Genomic DNA, 22767 nt, shown 5'->3' on the forward strand with positions numbered 1-22767 from the left:
ACATTTCTGAACCTCGGTCACATACAGGGAACCACCATGCCGGACACCGCCGGATGCCCCGATTGCGAACGTATCAACGAAGTCCTGTCGCGCGTCGGCGACCGGTGGAGCGTGCTTGTCGTCATCTCGCTGGCCCGGTACGGGACGCTGCGATTCAACGAACTCAAACGAAACCTCGGTATTTCTCAGCGCATGTTGAGCTTGACGCTGAAAGAGCTGGAAAGGGATGGCCTCGTGAACCGAACCTACCATCCGACAATTCCGCCAAAGGTGGAGTATACCCTTACCGAAATGGGGCAGTCGTTTCACGCGCCGGTAAGCGCCCTGGGCAGTTGGGCATTGGGTAACCTGAACAGGATCGATGCAGCACGCCAGGCCTATGACAACAAGGCGGGAGGAGAGATCGGCACCGACGCGCCCGCCTAGCTTCAGGGAAAGCGGATAGCCGAGCCCCACCATTGGGGTGTCCTTGCGGCTGCACGCGCTGCAGCGCGCGGCGATCAGCATTCGGATGGCCCCGATCGGGAAAGGATCCGACCCCCAGCGCACCATACGAAAGCTGGCCCTCGGCCGAGGGCGCTTCTTCGATTGCCGTTGAATCAGGCCGCATGTCGTCATGAGCCGGACAGGCACCAGAAGCCGGCGCCGGACCATGTGACCGAGATGCGGCGCCAATGCGGCATCCGCCCTGCCAGCAGCAGTGCGGCCAGAGCAGCGTTTTCGCCCCGGGCGGGTCCGACGGCGCATCCGTTCGGCGCCGGCAAGTCTCGCAGCCGGGTACGGTTGGCGCCGCCGCGGCGATAGGAACGGCGCGGGCTTCCGGGGGGAAAGCACCCAAAGGATGCGCCTGTGTCCAGGTTGAGGCGCGCACCACCGACGCCGGCTCCGGCCCCGGCCCCGGCCGAAAGAGTTTCGCATCGTCGCGCCGCATCCACGCTATCTTCCTGCGAAGGGAGAGCCATCTCTCGCAAGGCATGTCGAGAGCCGGCAGAACAGATGGGCGTCACCGCTCCCGATTCACGGTGGCGACTGCGGCGAGGATTTCCTGCGGGATCAGGTGGTGCATCATGTGGCCCACGCCCGCGAACTGGCGGAACTCGGCTTGGGGCAGAAGGGCGGCAAGGCGGGCGCTGTGGTCGGCGGTGCGCACGAAGGCATCGTCGCGTCCCGCAAGGATGACCAGCGGAACCTCCAGATCGGCATAGCGGGGTGCAAGCCGTTCGGCTGCGGCCAGAATGCCGGCCATTTCCGCGGCCTGGGCACGCAACTGTTCCGGTCGGAAGGCCATCCAGGCCGGGAAGCGCCAGAAGTGGCGCGGCACGGGGGCGGGGGCGAACAGCATGCGCGCCATCAGCGGCCAGGCCATCCGGTGCACGACCGGCGAGACCGAGTGCCGCAGCATGCCGCCCAGAACCGGCGCGACATTCGGGGCCCGCATCAGGATGTCGAACCGGGGGCGCGGGAAGTAATAGCCGGATTCGAGCACCAGCCCCCGCACCATCTGCGGATGATTCAAAGCCAGTGCAGCGGCGACCATGGCGCCCCAGCTGTGCCCGACCACCAGGGCCTCATCCACGCCGATGCGGCGCAGCGCCTGGTGGATCACCTGGGCCTGACGTTCCGGTGTCCAGCCCCGGGCATCGCGCGGGGGGCTGCTGTGGCCATAGCCGGGCCGGTCGATCACGATCACCCGATAATGGGGCTGGGCCATCCGCACCAGATCGCTGAGCAGGAAATCGAGCCCCATCATGGTGTTGCCATGGATCAGCACCAGAGGCTGTCCGGATCCGCGCTCGACATAGTGCAGCCGCATGCCGTCAACATGGACAAAGCGGCCGGTGGGCGGGTTTTCGGCTTCGGCCTCGGCGCTCTTGCGGCGGGTATAGGCGGCAGAGGCGACGCCGGCGACCGCGAGCGCCAGCACGGGAAGCAATCCCCTCGGCAGGACGCGCCGGCGGTTGCGTATCCGGCGATGGGGCGGGGGCATGTGCATCGGGCTCTCCTGTCGGTGGCTGTCGGGATGAAACTGCCGCGTGGCGCGACTGTTCCCGCGCGTCACCGGGAGCCGCCTCGGCTCGGCCCGATGCCGCCCGATGGCAGGCCACCGGGCGGGCGGGGGCGGGCTTCAGCCCGCCGTGAGGCCAAGGAACCAGGTGGCCATCGCGAAATAGATCACCACGCCGATGGCATCGGCCAGCGAGGTGATCAGCGGCGCCGAAGCCGCCGCCGGATCAAGCCGAAACCGCGACAGGATGAATGGCATCGACATGCCCAGCACCGATCCGACCAGCACGATCAGCACCATGGTTGCCGATACGACCACCGCGATGTCGGGCCCTCCGCGAACAAGGCCGATGCCGGAAACGGCCAGCGCCATCGTCAGGCCAAGGGCCGCCGCAACCGCCAGTTCCCGCCCCAGCATCCGGCCCCAGTCGGACAGCTTCACATCCCCCGTGGCCAGCGCGCGCACCATCAACGTCGCCGACTGGCTGCCGGCATTGCCACCGGAATCGACCAGCAGCGGAAGGAAGAAGACCAGCGCCACATAGCTGGCAATCGTATCCTCGAAATAGGCGATGCCGGCGCCGGAAAAGATGTTGCCGAACACGAGGATCACCAGCCAGGGCACCCGCTTGCGGTAGAGCAGCGCGAAGGAGGCGTCGAGCATGTTGGTGCCCAGACCGGCGACGGCCGAGGTCTTGTGGAAGTTCACGTCCTCGGCCTCGCGCGCGACGTCCATTGCATCGTCATAGGTGACGATCCCGGCCAGCCGGTCGCCGCCGTTGAGAACGGGCAGGGCAAGCACGTCATATTTCCGGATCAGCTCAACCGCCCGTTCCCGGCGATCCTCGGCGCGCAGAAAGGGCGGATCGCGACGCATCACCTCTGACACAAGCGCATTGTCGCGCGCCACGATCAGATCCCGCAGCGAGACACTGCCGACCAGCCGGCGTTCATCATCGACGACATAGGAATGATAGATCGTTTCGGCGTCCGGCGCGATCAGCCGCAGATGTGCCACCGCTTCGACCGTGGTAAGGCCGGGAGGCAGGGTTGCATAATCGGAGGTCATCACCGATCCGACCGTGCCTTCACGATAGGCGGCAAGCTTGCGCAGATCCTCGCGTTCGGCCTGCGCCAGGCCGGGCAGAAGCGCCTCCTTCTGCGCCTCGTTCAGGCGGGCGAACAGATCTGCGCGTTCGTCATGGGCCATGGCGCCGAAGATCCGGGCCATGTCGGCGCGGTCGATGGCATGGGCCAACGCCACCTGGGTTTCGGCGTTGAAATAGCCAAACAGCGTGGCCTGCCGGACATGATCCAGGCACAGCAGCACCCGTGCCACGTCGCGCAGGGGCAGGGTGCCGATCATGCCGACGATATCGGCGGGATGTTCGTGGCGCAGCACCTGAGCCACAGGGGTCATGTCGCCGTTTTTCAGGGCGCGGGTGATGATGTCGATGGTCTGGGTCTTCATGGTCATGCTCCGTCAGGGCAGCGGCCCCTCCGCATGACCAGGGGTCACAGGTTCAGCCGCACGCCGGAATCGTTTGTTGGGAACGTGATCCGGCCAGGGACGCGGTGCGCAGCCCGGCCGGGCCTCTACTTCCGTCTTCCAAGGCAACCTCCGTTATTGCCCGCCCGAGGTCGGACGTGCGGTGAACGGGCGCGGGGTACAGGCGTGGCGATCGGCTGTCAACGCCCGAAGGCCCGTATCCGTTTCGGAAAGCGGCGGCCTGCGCTGCGGGCACAGGCCGGGGACACGACCGCACGCACAGGGGAACTTGCAGGCGGTTCCGTCGATACCTCGCCGATGCGCCCTCTCGGCGCTGGAGTGTCGGGCAGGCAGGGGAAACCGCCGCCCGCAAGCGGCCGGCAGCGCCGGCGCCAGTGACTTCCCGCGCCGCGCCGGATCGATGCGCCGGTGGGGGATTCTGCCGGCGGGGACAGAGCGCCCGCGATGAAGACGGCACGCTCTGCCGCCGCTGCACCGGGGCCGGGACAAGGCCCCGAACCCCCGTCTGTTCCGGACCAGGATGCGTCTCGGCGTCCCCGATCGGCCACCGCCGTGACCGCCAGAGCCGGATGAGACGGGACGCGCAGGGCGCAAGGCCCGCGCCAGGCAAGGGAGAGCCGGCACGCCGTGTGACGGCGGGACCCGCCGGCCACAGATGATGCCGATACGGCACATGGCGCTGCGCCCTCGCTGCGCGAACTGCCTTGGCTGCGGCTGCGCGCGTCGGGGCGGGATGACGACCGGCGGCGCCGGCGAAACGGCGGTTTCGCCCATCCGCGGAAGACCAGAACGGTGGCGAGGGCCTGGTGCCGCCCGCCCGGGGCTGTGCATCCCCCCCTCGGTCGCCGCGTCAGAGAGCGCCCACGGAGGAACGCCGGGCGCATTTGCAGGGCGTGCGGGGCCGGCAGCACTGTCCGCGGCAGGGGGGCCTTGTTTCGCCGGTATCGGCGGCCGCGGTATAGCGGGGCGGAGGGGCGGCAGGGTCTGTGCCCGGGAATGGGCGGCAGGTCTGGCACCTGCACCGGCAGTTGTGTATCGGGGACCAAATGTTGCGGGGAATCGCTATGGTTGATCTGTCTGTCGTGCTGCCGATGCTGGGCCTTCTGCTGGTGATCGGCGCCTTTGCCGGCGTGATCGCCGGGCTTCTGGGTGTCGGAGGGGGCATCGTGCTGGTGCCGGCCTTCTTCTATGCCTTCTCGGCCATCGGCTATGGCAGCCCGCAGCTGATGCAGATCTGCCTTGCGACCTCGCTGGCCACGATCATCGTGACCTCGATGCGGTCGCTGTCGTCGCATAACAAGAAGGGTGCGGTGGACTGGCCGGTGCTGAAGCAATGGGCGCCGGGCATCATGATCGGGGCGCTTGTGGGGGTCGCGGTGGCGGCGCAGCTGTCCTCGACGGTGCTTCAGGGCATCTTTGGCGGCCTTGGGCTGCTCATCGGGATCTACTTCATCGTCGGAAGCGACCGCTGGCGCATCGCCGACCAGATGCCGGGGCTGATCACCCGCTCGATCCTGTCGCCGGTGGTGGGGGTTCTGTCGGTGCTGATGGGCATTGGCGGCGGATCCTTCGCGGTGCCTATCATGACACTTTACGGCGCGCCGATCCATCGCGCCGTGGCCACGGCCTCGGGGTTCGGGCTGATCATCGCGCTGCCTTCGGTTCTGGCCTTCCTGTTCGTCCCGATCCCCGAGGCGGTGCGCCCGCCCTTCACGATCGGCGCCGTCAACCTGCCGGCATTCTTCATCACCATCATCACCACGATGTATACGGCAACGCTGGGCGTTCGGCTGGCACATGCGATGGACCCCAAGCCGCTCAAGCGCGTCTTTGCGGTGTTTCTGATCGCCGTGGCGCTGAACATGATCCGCAAGTCGCTGGGCTACTGAGCCCGCGGCCGGCCCGCTACGGGCTGCCGTCCAGACGCGCGGCGCGGGCAGGAAGGGCGGCCATGATCGCGCGCCGCTCGTCCGCGCTCAGGCGCGACCAGGCCGCGATCTCGTCGAGGCTGCGCAGGCAGCCGGTGCAAAGGCCATGCGCGGGATCGATCACGCAGATCTTCACGCAGGGGCTTTCCATCTGGTCGCGCTGCCGGGTCATGCGCCGCTGCCGCGGCCAAGATGTGCCAGACGGTCCAGGGCGCCCTGCAGGATGAACCCTGCCGCCACATGGTCGATCACCTCGGAACGGCGTTTTCGCGATGTATCGGCCTCGAGCAGTGCGCGCTCGGCTGCCACGGTCGAAAGCCGTTCGTCCCAGAAGGTGATCGGCAGATCGGTAAGCCGCGCAAGGTTGCGCGCAAAGGCGCGGGTGGACTGGCAGCGCGGCCCTTCACTTCCGTCCATGTTGCGGGGCAGGCCAAGGATCAGCCCGCCGAGGTTGCGGCCCGTAGCGATGGCCAGCAGGCGATCGGCATCCTGGGTGAACTTGCTGCGCCGGATCGTTTCCAGCGGTGTCGCAACCGACAGGAAGCTGTCCGAAACGGCAACGCCGATCGTCTTGTCGCCCAGATCGAGCCCGGCCAGCGCCCGCATCGGCGCCAGCTGCCCGGCGAAGTCTTCGATCGTGTCGCAGATCATGGCTGCGCCAGCCCTTCGGGCGCCGGGACCGGTGGCTCGGCATCCGCTTCGGGCGCGGCAAGGGCGGCGGCGGGCGGCAGCCCGGCTGCCTCCGCGGCCTCGGCGATCAGCGCCAGAAGTTCGGGGCGGTGCTGGAAGTTGATCTGCGCCTCGGTCCAGATCGCCTGCGCAGCGCCGGTTTCGCCCAGCGCGCCATAGGCCGAGATCAGCCGCGCCCAGTCCTCGGCGCTGCCGCCCTGGGTGGACAGCCGGTCCGACAGGCCCTGAACCATGCCGCGGATCATGGCCTCGCGATCTTCGGGGGGAAGATCGGCCGCAGCCTCGATGTCGGCCAGCGAGGGGCCGCGCGCTGCATCGAGGGGCGGCAAGGTATAGGATTCGCCGGCACGCCAGGCGATTTCCTCGATCTGCGCCCGGACCAGCGGCACCCAGGGCGCGTCAGCGGCGCTTTCCTCAAGCAGGCCGCGCCACATCCGGAAGGCGATGTCCGGGCGCCCGGTCTGGGCGAACATCAGCCCCGAGTAATAGCGCGCGGTTCCGTTACGCGGATCGCGCCGCAGCGCCTCGGTCAGCGCGGTTTCGGCCTCGGGCGACACATAACCGCCGGCGGCAAGCACCATCAGATCCGCCAGCGCGGCATAATCCTCGGCCCCGGCATCATCGCCCCGCAGGGCGATCACCTGCGCTTGCGCCGTGCGTGCAGCGACATAGTTGCCAAGCGCGGCCTCGTTCCGGGCCAGCAACTCCTGCCCGCGCAGATCAAGCGGCCGCTCGGCCATGGCGCTGCGCAACTGCTCCATCAATGTCAGGAACTGCGGGTCAACCTCGCCGAAAGGCGCGCCGGCGGGGGCTTCGGCCTCGGCATCGGCCTGACCGGGGCGGGTGGCGCGCCAGGTCTCGGCCGCGGCGATCCGCGTCGCGAGCGGCAGGTCGGGATAGCCCGGCGCCCCGATGCGGCTGTAGGTCCAGAAGGCTGTCGCGCCGGCGACTACCACCACCGCCAGCGCCGCCAGCGTGGCGACACGCGGCGGTTGTGCGGCGGGCAGCGCGCCGCGCGCGGCGGCACGGTCGGCCTCGAGGATCCGGCGCGAGACCTCGAGGCGCAGGCGTTCGGCATCCTCGGGGCCGATCACGCCACGGGCAAGATCCTTGTCCACTTCGCGCAGCTGGTCGCGATAGACCCGCAGGTCGTATTCCGCGGCGGCGGGGTCTGCCCCACGTCCGCGCAGCAAGGCCAGCACCAGAAGCGCTGCAACCGCAAGCGCCATTCCACCTGCCGCAATCCAGAAAACCATGCGCCCTCCTTGTGTCCGTCCCTGATGTAACGCTGCACAGCACCGGGCAAAAGCCCAATCGGCACCAATCAGCCGGGGGGCGACCAAATGCCCATGCGACGCGCGGCCCCTGAGCGCCCAAGGTTCCCGATCATGCGGCAAGCGCGCGCGGATGAAGCCGGATCACCTGCGGCCGGGGCCAGCAGGATCTGCCGCACCGGAGCCGAGCCACCCTGAACCGCTGGTCCGGCTGCGCCATCACGCGCGGTCCTGCGCCGCCACCCGGATCCGGGCGGTCTGAACCGCCCTGGAAGCATGCGGCGCAGGGGTGGTGGCGCTGGTGAGGCCCGGTGACCGGCAGCAGATGGCCGAAGCGCCGGGTTTCGTGCCTCCCGCAGCCCGTTCGGGACCTGACGATTGTGTCATCCTGGCGGGGTCGTTTCGTTCATGCCCCTCTGCATGTCAGAGCGGCCGTTCCGCGAGCTCGGCGGCAATCTCCTGATCCAAGGGCGGATCGTAGGTGTTGAGAAGATAACCGAGACACGAGTAGAAGCCGACGGTTGCAATGAGGTCGAAGACGGCGGAGCGTCCAAGCGCCTCGGCCAGCCGATGCTCCAGGATCGGCGGGATGCGTCTGTCGTCGAAAAGCGCGTCCACTGCCTCGGCAACAAGCCTGTCCGAAGGCGCCATGGCGTCGACCTGTCCCCTGAGGCTGTCGATCCGTGTGTCACTGAAGCCCAGTCTGCGGGCCCGGGTCACATGGTGCGCCCATTCATAAGCTGAACCAAGCCTGAAGGCGGCGCGGAGGATGACGACCTCGGATCGTTCAGCGCCCAGCGCGTTGTCGATCACCACATGCTGTCGCAGGGGTGCCCAGGCCGCAAGCAGCGCCGGGTGGTTTGCCATCAACCTGTACACGTTGAGCTTGCCTGCGAAGCCCTCGCGCATGTGCTCGATCTCGGCTGGCCACTGGTCATCATCGACTATGGTGCAGGGGGCGATCATCGTGGTTTCCTCCATCTCGGGTTGGACCTGAAGCAGGCGATTGCAACATACCCCGGGCTGCCACTGCGCCGAAGGTCCTCGTGGCGCGTCGATCCTACATCGCAATGATGGCGGAATGATCGCTGATCCGGCTGTCCGCTGGTCTGACCTCATCGATAGAGGCTATGCAGGCGGTTGCATTGCTTGTCCACAGGATGACCGACTACCCGTGGGGCAGGATCCTGGAGGAGGACGAGATGCCCAGACCCGTGCCCGTCATCGATGACGTGACGCTCGACCAGCTTTTCGCGGACCCGTACCCGATCTACGCGCGTCTGCGGCGCGAGGCCCCGGTTGCCTGGCTTCCGGCGGCGCGGATCAATCTTGTCACCCGTTTCGACGACATCATGGCGATCGAGCGGGATCACGATGCCTTTCCCGCGAACGACCCGCGGTCGCTGCAGATCAAGGCGATGGGGCATTCGCTGATGCGCAAGGACGGTGCGGACCATGCGCGGGAACGCAAGACGCTGGAGCCGAGCTTTCGCCCCGGAACGGTCAAGAACTACTGGCGGCCCCGCTTCACGGCGATCTGCAACGGGCTGATCGACGAAATCGGCCCCCGGGGAGAGGCCGACATCTTTGACGACTTCGCGGCTCCGATGGCGGCACGGGCGCTGATGGAGATCACGGGCCTTGTCAATGTGGACTGGCAGGACATGCTGTGGTGGTCGCAGTCGCTCATCAATGCCACGGGCAACTATGGCGATGATGCCGCCATCTGGTCGAGGAACGACGAAGCGCGCCGGCAGATGGACCTTGCCATCAACGACCGCATCCGGGAACTGCGCGGCACGGACGATCTATCGGCGATTTCGGGCATGATCAACGCGGAGGATCCGCTGAGCGAAGACCAGGTGCGGGCAAACGTGAAAGTCATCATCGGCGGCGGGCTGAACGAGCCGCGCGACGCGATCTGCACTGCCGTCCATGGGTTGACCCAGAGCCCCGACCAGCTGGAGCGCGTGCTGCGCAACGAGGCCGACTGGCGGCAGGTGTTCGAGGAAAGCGTACGCTGGATCGCGCCGATCGGCATGTATCCGCGGCGCACCGCGCGGGCTGTGGTGCTGGGGGATATCGAAATCGGTCCGAACGAGCCGCTGGGGCTTTCCGTCGCCTCGGCTTGCCATGACGAGAGCCATTTTCCTGATGGCGATCGCTTTGACGTGTTCCGCGAACGCAAGCCGCACCTCGCGTTCGGGGCGGGGCCGCACTTCTGCCTTGGCACCTGGGCCGCCCGGATGATGGTGGGAGAGGTTGCGGTGCCGGAGCTGTTCACGCGGCTGAAGAACCTGCGCGCGGATCCGGATCAGCCCGCGCGTCTGGGGGGCTGGGTCTTCCGCGGGCCGCTGAGCGTGCCGGTGCGCTGGGACTCCTGAGCTTCGGGATTGCCCCTGCGTCCGGCTGCTTCTATTCTGCCGGCTTTCCATGACCATGGATGGCAGAATGGGTGAAGGTCCTTCAGCGCGCAAGACGGTCAAGCTGCGGAGCTTTTCCCGGTCCTTGCCGATGTCTCTGCTTCTTGCACGCGAGGCCGTGATGCAGAAGTTCCGCCAGCCGCTGCGCCGCTTCGGCACGACCGAACAGCAATGGCGCGTTCTCCGCGCCCTGAGCGCGGTCGAGGCCATCGAGATCACGGAACTGGCAAAGGCGACCGGGCTTTTGTCGCCGTCCCTGTCGCGCATCCTGAAGGATCTGGAGGAGCGCGGCCAGATCGTCCGCATTCCGGTCAAGCAGGATCTGCGGCGGGCCGAAATCTCGATCACGCCGCAGGGACTGTTGCTGATTGACAGCATGGCGCCCTATTCCGAAGGCATCTATGGCCAGATCACCGAGGCCTTCGGACAAGAGCGGCTGGATCTGTTGCAGAAGCTGCTGAGAGAACTGGTCGAAGTGGCCGAAAACCTGCCGCCACCGCCGCTTCCGGACGAGGATGCCAGCCGGATCGGAAAGGACTGAGGCGTCAGGGCCTGGGCAGGATCCGTCCCTCGGCCTCCAGCTGCCGGATCACCTCGACGATCTTGGTACGGAGCCAGCGGTTGATGGGCCGTTCGTGGGACCGTGCGTTCCAGAACATCTGTTCCTTGAACCGGCTGTCGAACGGCACGGAAATGCGCGCGCAGCCGGGCAGCACCGCATGCAGGCCTGAGGGCGCCGTCAGAAGCAGGTCCGTTCCTTCGATATATCGCGAGACGTTTCCGAAGCTGGGAAGTTCCAGTGCAGGTTCCACGGTGATGCCCTGTTCGGCCAGAACCGCATGGTAGAACGGGCGCCAGTGTTCCTGATAGCGGACCGCGACATGTGCGGCTTGCGCATAGTCGGTCATGGTCATCTGCCTGCCTGCAAGGCTGCTGTCGTGGCTGACAAAGCCTGCGTAGCGTTCCTCGAACAAGGTGCGGACATAGAGACCGGCGGTATCGCTGACAACCGGGGTCAGAAGCAGATCGCATTGTTCGTCCAGCAGCTGTTCATGGCCGCGGGCATTGGCCTGGATGATCGAGAGCCGCATGTGCGGGGCCTCTTTCCTCAGGATGCGGAACAGGCGCGGCAAGATGATCTCGCGCTCGTAGAAGTTGCACGAAATCACCACCTTTTCACGGCTCTCCGAAGGCTCGAAGGTCGCGGGGACGGTCAATTCCTCGAACTGGCGGACGAGGCTGGCGGCGCCCCGGGCGATGTCGTCGCACCGCTGCGTAGGACGGATGCCCTGGCCGACCCGAACGAATAACGGATCCCCGAACACCTTTCGCAGCCGGTTGATACCATAGCTGACCGTGGACTGGTTCAGTCCCAGGGCCTCCGCCGCCGCCGAGAAGGACCCGAGTCGGTGGACGGTCGCCAGAAGGCGAAGGGCGTGGAAATCGGTGCGGGATTCATCTATGCTTTCCATGGACCCTATCTAACCGATCGAATTGATCAAAGATAAGCGCCGTGGTCTCTCTGGGTCAAGCTTGGAGGAGGGGGTGACCATGCCCATGATCACATACGTCGATCCGAAAGGGATTCATCACACCGTCGACGCGCCGGCTGGCGCCTCGGTGATGGAAGTGGCGTTGAACAACAACATCAGCGGTATCGTCGCTGAATGCAACGGCAGCGCGGCCTGCGCCACGTGCCATGTCTGGATCGATGAACGGATGCTGGATCTTATCCCCGCGCCCGAGCCGCACGAAGCCGAGATGCTGGAATTCACCGCCGCCGAGAGCAGGCCCAACAGCCGGCTGGGCTGTCAGGTCCGGATCGAAGAATCCCTTGCCGGCATGGTGGTGACCATTCCCGAGACACAGGTGTGACATCAGCGTGAAGAACAAGGCGGAGGCGGCATGAGACTGGCGAGTTTCCAGCACGAGGGCACTGATACCATCGGGATCGAGGCAGGGGGGAAGCTGTATCCCCTGGACGATCTCTGGGCCGCCATGGGGCGGAAAGAACGATTTTCGGACATGCGTGCGCTGATCGAGGCAGGCGCCCCGGCGCTTGAGGCGGCCCGCGCCGCCGCGCACCATCTGGAGCAAAAGCCGGAGGGCAGTGCTGGTATTGACCCCGAGGCGGTTCGCTGGCACCCGCCGGTGCGGCGGCCCTACAAGATCTGCGGCATCGCCATGAACAATTCGGCGAGCGACTCCCGCAAGATCAGCGCGCCGGACCATCCGCTGTTTTTCCTCAAGCCTGCGTCATCGCTGGTCGGCCATAACGAGCCGATCGTGGTGCGCGACGACTATGGCAGCGTCCACCCCGAGCCGGAGCTTGCCGTGATCATCGCCGAGACCTGCCGTGATGTGCCGGTCGAGGAGGCCATGCGCTATGTCTTTGGCTATACCATTCTGAACGACATGACCGGAAACGGGATGCGGGCAGAGGACAGGGTGCATTACTATGCGCTTTATCCGCGGGCCGACGATCCCGACCAGCTGGAAAGGCGCGAACAGCATCTGTCCTATACCGCACGCTACAAGGGCACGGACACGTTCGGGCCGATGGGGCCCTATCTGGTGACCCCGGACGAGGTGCCCGATCCACATGCGCTGGACGTGCGCTGCTGGCACAACGACGACCTGATCGCCGACGATTCCACCGCCTACTACACCTACTCGATCCCCGAGATCATCTCCTTCGTGTCGCGTTACCATTCGCTTTGGCCGGGCGACGTGATTTCCCTGGGCACGGCATTCCGGCCAAGCGCGGGGCAGAAGCGGAGCCTGCATACGGCTGATGTCACCTCGCGCGGGGGGGCGGTGAGTATCGAGATCACCGGGCTGGGCCGGCTGCACAACCCCGTCCGGAAGGTGTGAGCGGATGGATGCGGGGCGCGATCCGCTTCGGACAGGGGACCGGCTGGCGATCACCGCGCTGAACGACCGGTTCGGAGAGGCGCTGGATCACGCGAAGCTGGACCAGTTTCTTGATCTGTTTGCGGACGGGGTGATCTATGTCAACGGCGACCGCGTCCTGCGCGGCGTGGAGGAGTTGCGCGCGTTCTTCATGGCGCGGGCAGAGGCGGGGCGGGTGTCGCGGCATATCTACAGCGGCTTGCAGATCACCTTTGACCAGGGCGGCAGGGCGACAGGGCGAAGCGTCTGGCTGACCTTCGCCGGAGAGGGGCCGGTGCCGGTCTCGCGGACCGATCCGTTCGTGGTCGCCGACGTGACCGATGAATACCGTCGGGACGACGCGGGAACCTGGCGCATCGCCACTCGCCACATCCGGCCGGTCTTTCGCAATCCCGCGATCGCTGCGGTGGGGGCCAAGGCATGAACTGCGGGCCGATTGACGTTCCTGGCGGCCGACTTTGGTGCGACGCCAGGGGAACGGGCGCGCCCGTGGTGCTGGTGCACGGGTTTTCGTTCGATCTCCGGTCCTGGGCTCCACAGGCTGAGGCACTGTCGGGTCGGTATCGCGTCATCCGTCACGACCTTCGCGGGTTCGGCCGGTCGGATGTGCCGACAGGGCCTTATTCCCATGCCGAGGATCTGGCGGAGGTGATCGGCCATCTGGGGCTGCATCGCCCATTGGTCGTGGGGCTGTCGCTGGGGGCGAATGTGGCGATGGCCTATGCGTTGCAGTATCCGCATGGCCTTTCGGGGCTGGTGCTGGCCTCGCCCGGGCTGCCGGGCCATCGCTGGACGCGGGAACGGCCCCCCGATGCGGCGATGGCCTTTGCCCGGGATCATGATCTGGGCGCCACGCGGCGCTTCTGGCTGGATCATCCGATGTTCGCTTCGTTGCAGGATCACCCGGATGCGCGGGCGCGTGTTGCAGAAATGGTGGCGGATTACGGCGGCTGGCACTGGCGCAACGAAGACATGCAGCACCCGGCGGCGGCGCTGTCGGATCGCATCGCGGCGATCAAGGTCCCGACGCTGGTGATCTCGGGCGGCAGGGATGATCCGGGCTATCGGGAGATTGCCGAAGTGATCGCCGCCACCATCCCGCAGGCAGAGCTTTTGCGGTTCGACCGGGCCGGCCACATGGTGAACCTGGAAGAACCCGATGCCTTCAACCGCGCCGTCGCGGATTTCGCCGCGCGGTGCCATTTCCCTGTTCCCAGCCCGGAGGCGCAATGAGCAACTCGATTCCGCTGACCCTCGATCCGCCGGGGACATATCTCTATACCGGCGAAATGGCCTCCCGCGGATTTCGGCTGACACGGTTCGGGTTGAGCCTTCGCAACCCTGACAACCGGGCCAGGTTCCTGCAGGACGAAGCCGCCTACATGGCCGCCGCCGGCCTGAGCGAGCAAGAGATGACGCTGGTCCGGGATCGGGACTGGACGGGGCTTATCCAGGCGGGCGGGCATCTCCAGGCGATGCTGAAGGTGGCTGCAACGGTGGGGCAGAATCTCTGGCATATCGGTGCGCACAACGCAGGCCTGACAGCCGAGGAGATGATGAGGATTTGTCCGCGCAATGTCAGCGCCGTGCCGGGGGATGAATGATGGCGAGGATCGTTGGCGGCTTCGGGATTTCGCACACGCCCTCGATGGGGCTGGAATATGATCGGGGCGTGGCCGGAGGCTTTTCCCCGGCGTGGCAGAAGTGGTTCGACGGCACGCGCCCGGTCAAGGACTGGCTGGCCGGCGTGGCGCCGGACCGGATCGTCATCATCTATAACGATCACCTGAACCATTTCGACTTCAGTGCCTATCCGACCCTTGCCATTGGCGTGGCGCAGGAGTTCCGGCAGGCGGATGAGGGTTGGGGGCTGCGGCCGTTTCCTTCGCTGGTAGGGGACGAGGATCTGGGATGGCACCTGACCAATCATCTGGTTCGGGGCGGCTATGACCTGACGGTTTGCCAGGATCTGGCGGTCGATCACGGGATCTATTCCTGGATGCCCTACCTGATGGATCTGCCGTGGCGCATTCCCATCGTGCCGATCGCGGTCAACATGGTGCGGCATCCGATCCCGACCTCGCAGCGCCTCTACCGGTTCGGCAAGGACATCGGCGCCGCGCTGCGGCATTTCCCTTCGGAGGAGCGGATCATGGTGGTGGCGACCGGAGGCATGTCGCACCAGATCAGCGGCGCGCGGTTCGGCATGGCCAACCAGGACCTTGACCTCTGGTTTCTGGAAAACCTCCGGGCCAACGTGGATGAACTTGTCGCGCTGCCGCAGGAAGAGCTGATGCGGCTGGGCGGAACCGAGGCCGCAGAGCTTGCGATCTGGTTCACCATGCGCGGCGCGCTGTCCGACCGGATCACCGAAGCCTATCGTTACTACACCTTTCCCGCCATCACCGGCTGCGGCGTGATCGCCTATGACGAACCCTAGGGCTCGACGCCGCCTGGCGGAAGGCTGCGGGCAGTATCCGCGATGATCTGCCGGAACCACTGATGCGCGCCCGCCGTGTGGGTGCGGCCGGCCCATGCCATCTCCACCGGGAACATGCAGGCGAACGGAGCCGGAACACAGGCGATGCGCGGCGTGAACACACGGGCCAGGCCGCTGGTGGCCGTGAGGACAAGGTCGGTGTTTGTCAGGATCCGGTCGATTTCCCCGAACGACGGGACCTCGAGCACCGGGTTGATCGACAGGCCAAGCCGGTCCAGTTCCTCGTGAAAATAGGGGCGCCAGCCGAAGGCCGGCTTGACCAGGAGATGGCGTGCCCGGGCGTAGTCATCCAGGGTGATGCCCTTCTGCGCCAGCGGATTCCTGTGCGAGACAAAGCAGGCATAGCGCTCGGTCAGCAGGCGCTGGGAATACAACCCTGACTGCCGCGCCATGAGCGGAGCCACGACGACATCGCAGATCCCTTCGGAGAGCTGCCGGTGTCCTTCGGAATTCGCTTGAATTACCGAGACGCGGATATTTGGCGCCTCACGCGCGACACGTTCCATGATGCCGGGAAGAAGGATACTGCGCTCGTAAAAGTTGCAGGACAATACGAAACGATCGGTCGCAGTCGACGGGTCGAACCGCTGCGGCACGGCGAGGTCCTGGAACTTCTGCAGCATCACCTCGATCCCCTCGACCACCTGCGTGCAGCGATCGGTGGGGCTGATGCCGCGACCCATGCGGACGAACAGCGGATCGTTGAACACCACGCGCAGCCGGTCGATCGCATAGCTGACCGAGGATTGGCTCATCCCCAGGTCATCGGCCGCAACGCGAAAGGATGACGTTCGGTGCACGCATCGCAGGATGTGAAGGGCGTGAAGATCCGTCCGCAGCGGATCATCGCGGGACTGGTCGTTCATCTCTGCGGCCCCTCCCATGGCCTGGCGGCAGCCTAGCCGACTGATCGGATAAGTCGATAGCACAAAGCGGACCGGTCAGGTTGTTCGGGCCGGGCGCAGCCCGTAGCCTTCAGGTGCAACCATGGTGAAGGGAGGAGCACCAGGGCGGCGCCGAACCGGGCAGACCAGCCGGGGCTGCCGCACGTCATCCTGACTCCTCCGATCATCCACGGCAGGCCCGCGGGCGCACGATCACCTGTAGCATCGGAGAAAGCATGAACGACGAAAACTTCCAGAAGGGACTCGACCTGCGCCGCGCCATGTGGGGCAAGGAAGGCGCCGAGGACCACATCGACAACGCGACCGAGTTCATGGCGCCCGTCCAGGACATCGTCACCCGCATCTGTTTCGGCGAGATCTGGCAGCGACCCCATCTTGATCCGCGGACGCGCAGCCTGATCACGCTGGCGATGCTGGCAGCGCAAGGCCGTACACATGAAATCAAGATCCATACGCGCGGCGCCGTCGCGAACGGCATTTCCAGGGACGAACTGAAGGAGTTGTTCATCCACGCCTTCCCCTATTGCGGGTTGCCGCTGATGATCGACGGTATCCGCGCCTGTGAGGACGCCCTGGCAGAGATGAACGGCAAGGCAGGGGCGGGCGATGGTCACTGAGCGGATCGGTTTCATCGGCCTGGGGCATATGGGTGCCCCGATGGCGGCCAATATCGCACGGGCGGGCGCGCGGCTGACGGTTTTTGACCTCGACAGCGCAGTGACGCGGCGCCAGGCCGAGGCCACAGGCGCCTCGGCGGCGGCCGATCTTGCGGCATTGGGCCGGCAAAGCGACATCGTCGTGACAATGCTGCCCACCGGCGGCATCGTCCGGCAGGTGATGCTGGACGGGCCTTCCCCGCTGATCGATGCGCTTGCGCCGGGATCGCTGGTCATCGACATGAGCTCCTCGGAACCCGAAGGATCACGCAGCCTGCACGAAGCGCTTTCCGGGCGCGGGATCCGCTTCGTTGATGCGCCGGTATCGGGGGCCGTGCCGCGGGCCACCAACGGAACCCTGGCCATCATGGTCGGCGCCGCGGATGACGCGGATTTCGGCCGGGCCGAGCCGGTTCTGCGGATGATGGGTGACCGTATCTTCCGAACCGGGGATGTGGGCACCGGACATGCGATGAAGGCACTCAACAACTACGTCGCGGCAGCTGGCTTCGCGGCAGCGTCGGAGGCGCTGATCCTCGGGGAAAGGTTCGGTCTGGATCCGGCAGTGGCGCTGGACATCATGAACGTGTCGACGGGACGCAACTTCAGCACCGAGGCCACGATCAAGACAGAGGTGCTTACCCGCGCGTTCAAGTCCGGCTTCGGGCTTGCGCTGCTGGCCAAGGATGTGCGGATCGCGGCCGATCTGGCGTCGAACCTTGGGGCGCGGTTGCCGCTGGTGGCGGAAACCGATGCCTGGTGGCAGCACGCGCTGCATGAACTGGACGGCCGGAAAGACCACACGGAGGCTTTCGCCGTCTGGAGAGGCGAAGTCATGGGACAGTGACAGCCCTGGGGTGTCTGGGAGGAGACACGCCAGGGTGACCTTGGGTCTACACAACGTCAGGGAGGACGAGATGACCAAATACATCACGCAATACTGCAAGAGCGGCGCGTTGACCGCCTTGTTCGTGGCCTTGCCGCTGACGGCGGGGGCAGAAACCGTGCTGCGGCTGAACAACTGGTTGCCGCCGGGTCACAGGCAGATGACCGGCGTCATCGAGCCCTGGATGGAGCAGGTCGCGGAAGCAACCGAGGGCCGCGTCCGGATCATGCCGACGGATGCCTCGCTCGGGGCACCGCCGCGGCAGTACGATCTGGCGGTTGACGGGATCGCAGATGTGACGGTCGGCGTGCTCGGCTATACGCCCGGTCGCTTCACCTTGGCCGGTGTCGCCGAGCTGCCATTCGTGGGGGAAACCGCAACCGGGCTCTCGACCGCGCTCTGGAAGGTGCACGAGGAATTCTTCCAGGAAGCTGACGAATACAAGGGCGTGCAGCTTCTGGGCCTTTATGCGAATGCCACCGGGCACATAATGACGGGCGCCAACGTTACGCCGGTCCGGCAGATCGCTGACTATGGTGGCAAGAAGTTCCGCGTCGGTGGCGGCATCGTCCAGGAGGTCAATCCGGCGCTCGGCGGAGTCAACGTGGCCGTCCCTGCCAACGAGGTCTACGAGATCCTGTCGCAGGGGATCGCGGATGGCACTCTGCTGCCCTATGAGGCCTATCCCAGCTTCAACCTTACGGGCGTGATCGGTGCCTCGACCACCGTTCCGGGCGGGCTTTATTCATCAACCTGGTTCGTCGTCATGAACAAGGCACGGTTTGACGCGCTTCCGCCCGAGGATCAGCAGGCGATCATGAGCGTATCCGGTGCAGCTCTCGCCCGGCTTGCCGGAGAGGCACAGGACGCCGCCGAGACCGAGGCCCGCGCGATCATGGAGGCCGACGGGGTCGAGATGATCGTGGCGGATGAGGCATTCGTGAGCGAGGCTCGGGAACGTCTTGCCGCGCTCGAGGCGCAGTGGGTCGATGCGGCCGGGCGCCTGGGTGTCGATGGGGCGGCCGCGCTGGAAATGATGCGGCAGGAAGTGGCCGCCGTCGAAGGCGCGCGCTGATGGGTGCCGCTGCCAGAGGAGCGGGGATTGACGCGGCCGGCGGGGGCAAAGCCTCCCGGCACGCACCTGCCGGATTGGTGCGGGCGGTGGAAATGGTGTTCCTTTCGGCGGCGGCGCTCTTGCTGTTTCTCATGATGGTCATGACCTTCGTGGACGTCACCGGACGGTACCTTCTGAACCAGCCGCTCGGCTTCGCGTTCGAGATGACGCAGATAATGATGGCGGCCATGGTATTCTGCGCCCTGCCTTCCGTCACATTACGCGATGAACACGTCACGGCGGGGCTGTTCGACACGCTGTTTCGCGGACGGCTTCGGGTTGCGCGCGATGCCTTGATCGCGGGCGTCGTGGCTTTCGGCTGCGGGTTTCTCGCATGGCGCCTGTCGTTCTTGGCAGAACGGTTCATGACCTTCGGTGACCGGACCTCGGCGCTGCGGTTTCCGGTCGGGATCGTGGCGTGGTTGGGCGTGGCCTGCCTTGGAGCCGCTGCGGTGGCGGGGGTGGTCCTCCTGCTGGGCGTGGTGCGGGAAAGGAATGCGCGATGAACGCAATTGCGGGATTTGGCGCGCTCTTCGCCGTGCTGTTCTTCGGGGTGCCGCTCGCCTTCGGACTGGGCCTGATCGGGTTCACGGGCTTTGCCCTGATGACAGGGGTGCTGCCCGCCGGCGCCATGAGCGCGCAGATCGCCTGGGACACGCTTTCGTCCTACAGCCTGTCGGTGTTGCCGCTGTTCGTGCTGATGGGAAACCTCGTCAATCACTCCGGGCTGTCGCGGGATCTTTACGCGGCATCGAACGCAGTGGTGGGGCACTACCGCGGCGGCCTTGCCATGGCCACGATCGTCGCTTGCGGAGGGTTCTCGGCCGTGTCGGGGTCGAGCCTGGCAACGGCTGCGACCATGTCGCAGATCGCGCTGCCCTCGATGCGCCAGTACGGTTATTCCGACCGGCTGTCGAGCGGGGCGGTCGCTGCGGGGGGAACGCTGGGCATCCTGATCCCTCCCTCGGTCATCATGGTCATCTATGGCAGCATGACCGAAACCAGCATCGGCAAGCTTTTTGTCGCGGGAATCCTTCCGGGGGTTCTGGGCATCCTGTTGTATCTGGGCGCTGTGATGATCGTGACCTGGCGCGACCCGGCGGCGGGACCTGCGGGGCCGCGGCTTTCGCTGCGGGAACGCTGGCGGGCGGTGGCCGATGTCTGGTTGGTGCTCGGCCTTTTCGCAGTGATCATCGGCGGTATCTACCTTGGTGTCTTTACGCCGACCGAGGCCGCGGGCATTGGCGCAACCGGCGCCTTCCTGATCGCCCTGGCCAAGCGGACGCTGACGCCGCGCGCCCTGGCGCAGGTCCTGTTTGAAACCGTGCGTACCTCGGCGATGCTGATGGCGGTGCTGGTGGGGGCGCTGATCTTCTCGAACTTCATCAACATCGCCGGACTGCCAAGCCAGGTCGTGGGCTTCATCCGCGAACTTGGCCTTGGCCCGACCGGGGTGATGCTGATGCTGATCCTGTTCTACCTGGTGCTGGGCTGCGTGTTCGACTCGCTTGCCATGATCCTGCTGACGGTGCCGATCTTCTTCCCGCTGGTCGTGTCGCTGGGATACGACCCGGTGTGGTTCGGAATCCTGCTGGTGGTCACGGTGGAAATCAGCCTGATCACGCCGCCCATCGGCATGAACATCTTCATCATTCGCACCATCATCACAGACCTCCCGGTGGGCACGATCTATCGTGGGGTCATTCCCTTCATCATCGCGGATGTGCTGCGCCTGGCGCTGATCCTCGCCTTCCCGGCGCTGATCCTGTTCCTGCCGGGCCAGATGTCCAATTGACCAGACCTTGTACAAGCGGAGACATGACATGAGCGAGTACACAATGCTCATCGGCGGGCAGAGCCGATCGACGGCGGATCATCGGGATGTCGAGAACCCTGCAACGGGCGAAATCGTGGGCAGGATGCCGATGGGGAGCCGCGCCGATCTGGACGATGCGGTGGCAGCTGCCCGGGCAGCCTTCCCGGGCTGGGCCGCCCGCCCGGATGCCGAGCGTCAGGCTGCCTGCAACGCCATAGCGGAGGCCCTCGTGCGGGATCAGGAAGAGCTTGCGCGCCTGATCACGCAAGAACAGGGCAAGCCGCTCGACGGGCTTGGCTCCCGGTTCGAAATGGGCGGCTGCGTCGGCTGGACCCAGGCAACCGCCGCCCTGACGCTGGAGCCCGAGGTGATCCAGGACAACGAGGCCGGCCGGATCGAGCTGCACCGCAAGCCGTTGGGTGTGGTCGGTTCCATCACGCCGTGGAACTGGCCGGTGCTTATCGCCATCTGGCATGTCATCCCGGCGATCCGCACCGGAAACACCGTCGTGATCAAACCGTCTCCGTTTACGCCGCTTTCGACGATCCGGTTGATCGAACTCATGGATGCGGTTCTTCCGCCGGGGGTGGTGAACGTGATCACCGGCCCGGATTCCCTTGGCGCGGCGATGTCGGAGCATCCGGGAATCGACAAGATCGTGTTCACCGGATCGATTGCCACGGGGCGCAAGGTGATGGCGGGAGCGGCCGAAACGCTCAAGCGGCTGACGCTGGAGCTGGGCGGAAACGACGCGGGGATCGTTCTTCCCGATGCCGACCCCAAGGCCATCGCACAGGGGCTGTTCTGGGGGGCCTTCATCAACACCGGGCAGACCTGCGGCGCGATGAAACGGCTTTACGTCCACGACAGCCTTCACGACCGGCTGTGTGACGAGCTTGTCGCGCTGGCCCAGGCGATCCCGATGGGAAACGGGCTGTCGGAGGGAACGGCGCTGGGTCCGCTGAGCAACCGGATGCAGTTCGACCGCGTGCGCGACCTGGTCGAGGATGCACGCGCCGCAGGTGGACGTATCCTTTGCGGCGGCGCGCCAGGGAATGGGCCCGGCCACTTTTACCCGATCACCATCGTGTCGGAATTGCGCGACGGCACCCGGCTGGTGGATGAGGAACAGTTCGGGCCGGTGTTGCCGGTGATCCGCTATTCTGACGTCGATGAAGTGATCGCCCGTGCGAACGACAACCCCCACGGGCTTGGCGGCTCGATCTGGACGTCGGACCCCGCGCGCGGGCGCGACCTGGCGCAGCGGCTGGAATGCGGCACCGCCTGGGTCAACAAGCACGGCGCCATCCAGCCCAACGTCCCGTTCGGCGGCGTGAAGTCCTCGGGCATCGGCGTCGAGTTCGGGCTCGAGGGGCTGAAGGAGTATACGTCGGTCCAGACGGTCTGGCTGTGAAGGCGGGGGATCATCCCCGCCCAAGGAACGGGATGCGCACCGGCAGGATCGTTGCGTCAAGCAGCGAAAGCTCAGGCGGCAATCGCGCAATATAGGTCATCAACTCGCCCAGCTGCGCGGGATCGAGGCAGTCGCCCTGAAGCTTGTCGGTGATGCCGGGCGCAAGTTCCGACCGGGTTGCGCCGGGGTGGAGGATGCCGGCGGTGACCAGATGGTCCCGCCCATCCAGCGCCAGTGAGCGGGTAAGCCCCTCCAGGGCGAACTTGCTGGCGGTATAGGCGGGCGAATGGGCGCGCGGAATACTGGCCGACAGCGAACCGATCGTCATGATCCGCCCGCCGCCCTGCGCCTTCATCCGCCGCATCGCCGCGCGGCTGCACAGGAAGGCAGAGGTGAGGTTGGCGTCCATCACCTCGCGCCAACGGGCCAACGTCAGGTCATCGATGGCCCTGTCATCTGCAATCCCGGCATTGTTGACCAGGAGCGAGAGCGGGCCCGACCGGTCCGCTTCAGCGAACAGCCGCTCGACGGCAGCCTCATCCGTCACATCCGCGGTTACCGGGACGATGCGGCCACTGGTTTCCTGCGCCAGCGCGGCGAGCCTGTCCTGCCGACGTGCTGCCGCAACGACGGTCATTCCCGCCTGTGCCAGTGCGATCGCGATCCCGCGGCCGATGCCGCTGCTTGCGCCGGTGACAAGCGCCACCTTTCCGGTCAGATCCTGCATTGCCGCC

At 66.0% G+C, this 22767-nt stretch carries 25 protein-coding genes; 16 read left to right on the plus strand and 9 right to left on the minus strand.

Annotated features, from left to right (window positions below; translation table 11 throughout):
* The first annotated feature begins 36 nt into the window (after window positions 1-36).
* The gene (locus ACFQXB_RS05665) at window positions 37-426 is read left to right on the plus strand and encodes a winged helix-turn-helix transcriptional regulator (RefSeq protein ID WP_377400417.1); all 390 of its coding nucleotides are present in this window, start codon (window positions 37-39) and stop codon (window positions 424-426) included.
* A 577-nt stretch (window positions 427-1003) separates the two neighbouring features.
* On the opposite strand, the gene ACFQXB_RS05670 is transcribed toward ACFQXB_RS05665, so the two are convergent.
* Both ACFQXB_RS05670 and mgtE read right to left on the minus strand, forming a co-directional pair.
* On the minus strand, window positions 1004-1993 hold the full coding sequence (locus tag ACFQXB_RS05670; protein ID WP_377400421.1) for an alpha/beta fold hydrolase: 990 nt from the start codon (window positions 1991-1993) through the stop codon (window positions 1004-1006).
* 132 nt (window positions 1994-2125) lie between these two features.
* Window positions 2126-3475, minus strand: a complete 1350-nt coding sequence (mgtE, locus tag ACFQXB_RS05675; protein WP_377400424.1) for a magnesium transporter — start codon at window positions 3473-3475, stop codon at window positions 2126-2128.
* 1103 nt (window positions 3476-4578) lie between these two features.
* Between mgtE and ACFQXB_RS05680 the strand changes: the two genes are divergently transcribed.
* Window positions 4579-5403: a sulfite exporter TauE/SafE family protein gene (locus ACFQXB_RS05680; protein ID WP_377400427.1), complete on the plus strand. Its 825-nt coding sequence runs from the start codon at window positions 4579-4581 to the stop codon at window positions 5401-5403.
* A 16-nt stretch (window positions 5404-5419) separates the two neighbouring features.
* On the opposite strand, the gene ACFQXB_RS05685 is transcribed toward ACFQXB_RS05680, so the two are convergent.
* From ACFQXB_RS05685 to ACFQXB_RS05700, 4 genes are all read right to left on the minus strand, one after another.
* Window positions 5420-5614, minus strand: a complete 195-nt coding sequence (locus ACFQXB_RS05685) for a DUF1289 domain-containing protein (protein ID WP_377400430.1) — start codon at window positions 5612-5614, stop codon at window positions 5420-5422.
* Complete coding sequence (gene ruvX / locus ACFQXB_RS05690; protein WP_377400433.1) at window positions 5611-6093, minus strand: Holliday junction resolvase RuvX; 483 nt, start codon at window positions 6091-6093, stop codon at window positions 5611-5613. Before ruvX ends, ACFQXB_RS05685 begins: the two co-directional genes overlap by 4 nt.
* Window positions 6090-7388: a c-type cytochrome biogenesis protein CcmI gene (ccmI, locus tag ACFQXB_RS05695; protein ID WP_377400436.1), complete on the minus strand. Its 1299-nt coding sequence runs from the start codon at window positions 7386-7388 to the stop codon at window positions 6090-6092. Before ccmI ends, ruvX begins: the two co-directional genes overlap by 4 nt.
* 441 nt (window positions 7389-7829) lie before the next feature.
* Complete coding sequence (locus ACFQXB_RS05700; RefSeq protein ID WP_377400439.1) at window positions 7830-8372, minus strand: carboxymuconolactone decarboxylase family protein; 543 nt, start codon at window positions 8370-8372, stop codon at window positions 7830-7832.
* Window positions 8373-8608: 236 nt separating this feature from the next.
* On the opposite strand from ACFQXB_RS05700, the gene ACFQXB_RS05705 reads away from it, so the two are divergent.
* Both ACFQXB_RS05705 and hpaR read left to right on the plus strand, forming a co-directional pair.
* Window positions 8609-9790 carry a cytochrome P450 gene (locus tag ACFQXB_RS05705; RefSeq protein ID WP_377400442.1) on the plus strand — a complete coding sequence of 394 codons (1182 nt, stop codon included), beginning with the start codon at window positions 8609-8611 and terminating at the stop codon, window positions 9788-9790.
* 67 nt (window positions 9791-9857) lie between these two features.
* On the plus strand, window positions 9858-10370 hold the full coding sequence (gene hpaR / locus ACFQXB_RS05710) for a homoprotocatechuate degradation operon regulator HpaR (protein ID WP_377400445.1): 513 nt from the start codon (window positions 9858-9860) through the stop codon (window positions 10368-10370).
* 4 nt (window positions 10371-10374) lie between these two features.
* Here hpaR and ACFQXB_RS05715 read toward each other — a convergent pair whose 3' ends face one another.
* The gene (locus ACFQXB_RS05715; protein ID WP_377400448.1) at window positions 10375-11301 is read right to left on the minus strand and encodes a LysR family transcriptional regulator; all 927 of its coding nucleotides are present in this window, start codon (window positions 11299-11301) and stop codon (window positions 10375-10377) included.
* Between the two features lie 79 nt (window positions 11302-11380).
* Between ACFQXB_RS05715 and ACFQXB_RS05720 the strand changes: the two genes are divergently transcribed.
* The 6 genes from ACFQXB_RS05720 to ACFQXB_RS05745 are packed head-to-tail and all read left to right on the plus strand — an operon-like array spanning window position 11381 to window position 15182.
* A complete protein-coding gene (locus ACFQXB_RS05720; protein ID WP_377400749.1) occupies window positions 11381-11704 on the plus strand; it encodes a 2Fe-2S iron-sulfur cluster-binding protein in 324 nt (107 codons plus the stop codon).
* Between the two features lie 30 nt (window positions 11705-11734).
* Window positions 11735-12703, plus strand: a complete 969-nt coding sequence (locus tag ACFQXB_RS05725) for a fumarylacetoacetate hydrolase family protein (RefSeq protein WP_377400451.1) — start codon at window positions 11735-11737, stop codon at window positions 12701-12703.
* A 4-nt stretch (window positions 12704-12707) separates the two neighbouring features.
* Window positions 12708-13166: a nuclear transport factor 2 family protein gene (locus ACFQXB_RS05730; RefSeq protein ID WP_377400454.1), complete on the plus strand. Its 459-nt coding sequence runs from the start codon at window positions 12708-12710 to the stop codon at window positions 13164-13166.
* Window positions 13163-13975 carry an alpha/beta fold hydrolase gene (locus ACFQXB_RS05735; RefSeq protein ID WP_377400457.1) on the plus strand — a complete coding sequence of 271 codons (813 nt, stop codon included), beginning with the start codon at window positions 13163-13165 and terminating at the stop codon, window positions 13973-13975. Before ACFQXB_RS05730 ends, ACFQXB_RS05735 begins: the two co-directional genes overlap by 4 nt.
* Window positions 13972-14346 carry a hypothetical protein gene (locus tag ACFQXB_RS05740; RefSeq protein ID WP_377400460.1) on the plus strand — a complete coding sequence of 125 codons (375 nt, stop codon included), beginning with the start codon at window positions 13972-13974 and terminating at the stop codon, window positions 14344-14346. The genes ACFQXB_RS05735 and ACFQXB_RS05740 overlap by 4 nt, the downstream gene beginning before the upstream one ends.
* Entirely contained in the window at window positions 14346-15182 is an 837-nt protein-coding gene (locus ACFQXB_RS05745) for a DODA-type extradiol aromatic ring-opening family dioxygenase (RefSeq protein ID WP_377400463.1), read from the plus strand. Before ACFQXB_RS05740 ends, ACFQXB_RS05745 begins: the two co-directional genes overlap by 1 nt.
* Here the strand turns inward: ACFQXB_RS05745 and ACFQXB_RS05750 are convergent.
* Window positions 15179-16108 (minus strand): LysR family transcriptional regulator, encoded by a 930-nt coding sequence (locus ACFQXB_RS05750; protein WP_377400466.1) that lies wholly within the window; start codon window positions 16106-16108, stop codon window positions 15179-15181. The genes ACFQXB_RS05745 and ACFQXB_RS05750 overlap by 4 nt on opposite strands.
* Window positions 16109-16362: 254 nt before the next feature.
* Here ACFQXB_RS05750 and ACFQXB_RS05755 point away from each other — a divergent pair, with 254 nt between their 5' ends.
* The 6 genes from ACFQXB_RS05755 (at window position 16363) to ACFQXB_RS05780 (ending at window position 22033) form a co-directional block, all read left to right on the plus strand.
* Window positions 16363-16764 (plus strand): carboxymuconolactone decarboxylase family protein, encoded by a 402-nt coding sequence (locus tag ACFQXB_RS05755; protein ID WP_377400469.1) that lies wholly within the window; start codon window positions 16363-16365, stop codon window positions 16762-16764.
* Window positions 16754-17650, plus strand: a complete 897-nt coding sequence (locus ACFQXB_RS05760) for an NAD(P)-dependent oxidoreductase (RefSeq protein ID WP_377400472.1) — start codon at window positions 16754-16756, stop codon at window positions 17648-17650. Before ACFQXB_RS05755 ends, ACFQXB_RS05760 begins: the two co-directional genes overlap by 11 nt.
* Window positions 17651-17720: 70 nt before the next feature.
* Entirely contained in the window at window positions 17721-18764 is a 1044-nt protein-coding gene (locus ACFQXB_RS05765; RefSeq protein ID WP_377400475.1) for a TRAP transporter substrate-binding protein, read from the plus strand.
* A gap of 92 nt (window positions 18765-18856) precedes the next feature.
* Window positions 18857-19309, plus strand: a complete 453-nt coding sequence (locus ACFQXB_RS05770; protein WP_377400478.1) for a TRAP transporter small permease — start codon at window positions 18857-18859, stop codon at window positions 19307-19309.
* Complete coding sequence (locus ACFQXB_RS05775) at window positions 19306-20598, plus strand: TRAP transporter large permease (protein ID WP_377400481.1); 1293 nt, start codon at window positions 19306-19308, stop codon at window positions 20596-20598. The genes ACFQXB_RS05770 and ACFQXB_RS05775 overlap by 4 nt, the downstream gene beginning before the upstream one ends.
* Window positions 20599-20626: 28 nt before the next feature.
* On the plus strand, window positions 20627-22033 hold the full coding sequence (locus tag ACFQXB_RS05780; protein ID WP_377400484.1) for an aldehyde dehydrogenase family protein: 1407 nt from the start codon (window positions 20627-20629) through the stop codon (window positions 22031-22033).
* A 10-nt stretch (window positions 22034-22043) separates the two neighbouring features.
* On the opposite strand, the gene ACFQXB_RS05785 is transcribed toward ACFQXB_RS05780, so the two are convergent.
* Window positions 22044-22760 (minus strand): SDR family oxidoreductase, encoded by a 717-nt coding sequence (locus ACFQXB_RS05785; protein ID WP_377400487.1) that lies wholly within the window; start codon window positions 22758-22760, stop codon window positions 22044-22046.
* Window positions 22761-22767: the final 7 nt, after the last annotated feature.

This window comes from Halodurantibacterium daqingense (assembly GCF_042666235.1).
Taxonomy (GTDB): domain Bacteria; phylum Pseudomonadota; class Alphaproteobacteria; order Rhodobacterales; family Rhodobacteraceae; genus Halodurantibacterium; species Halodurantibacterium daqingensis.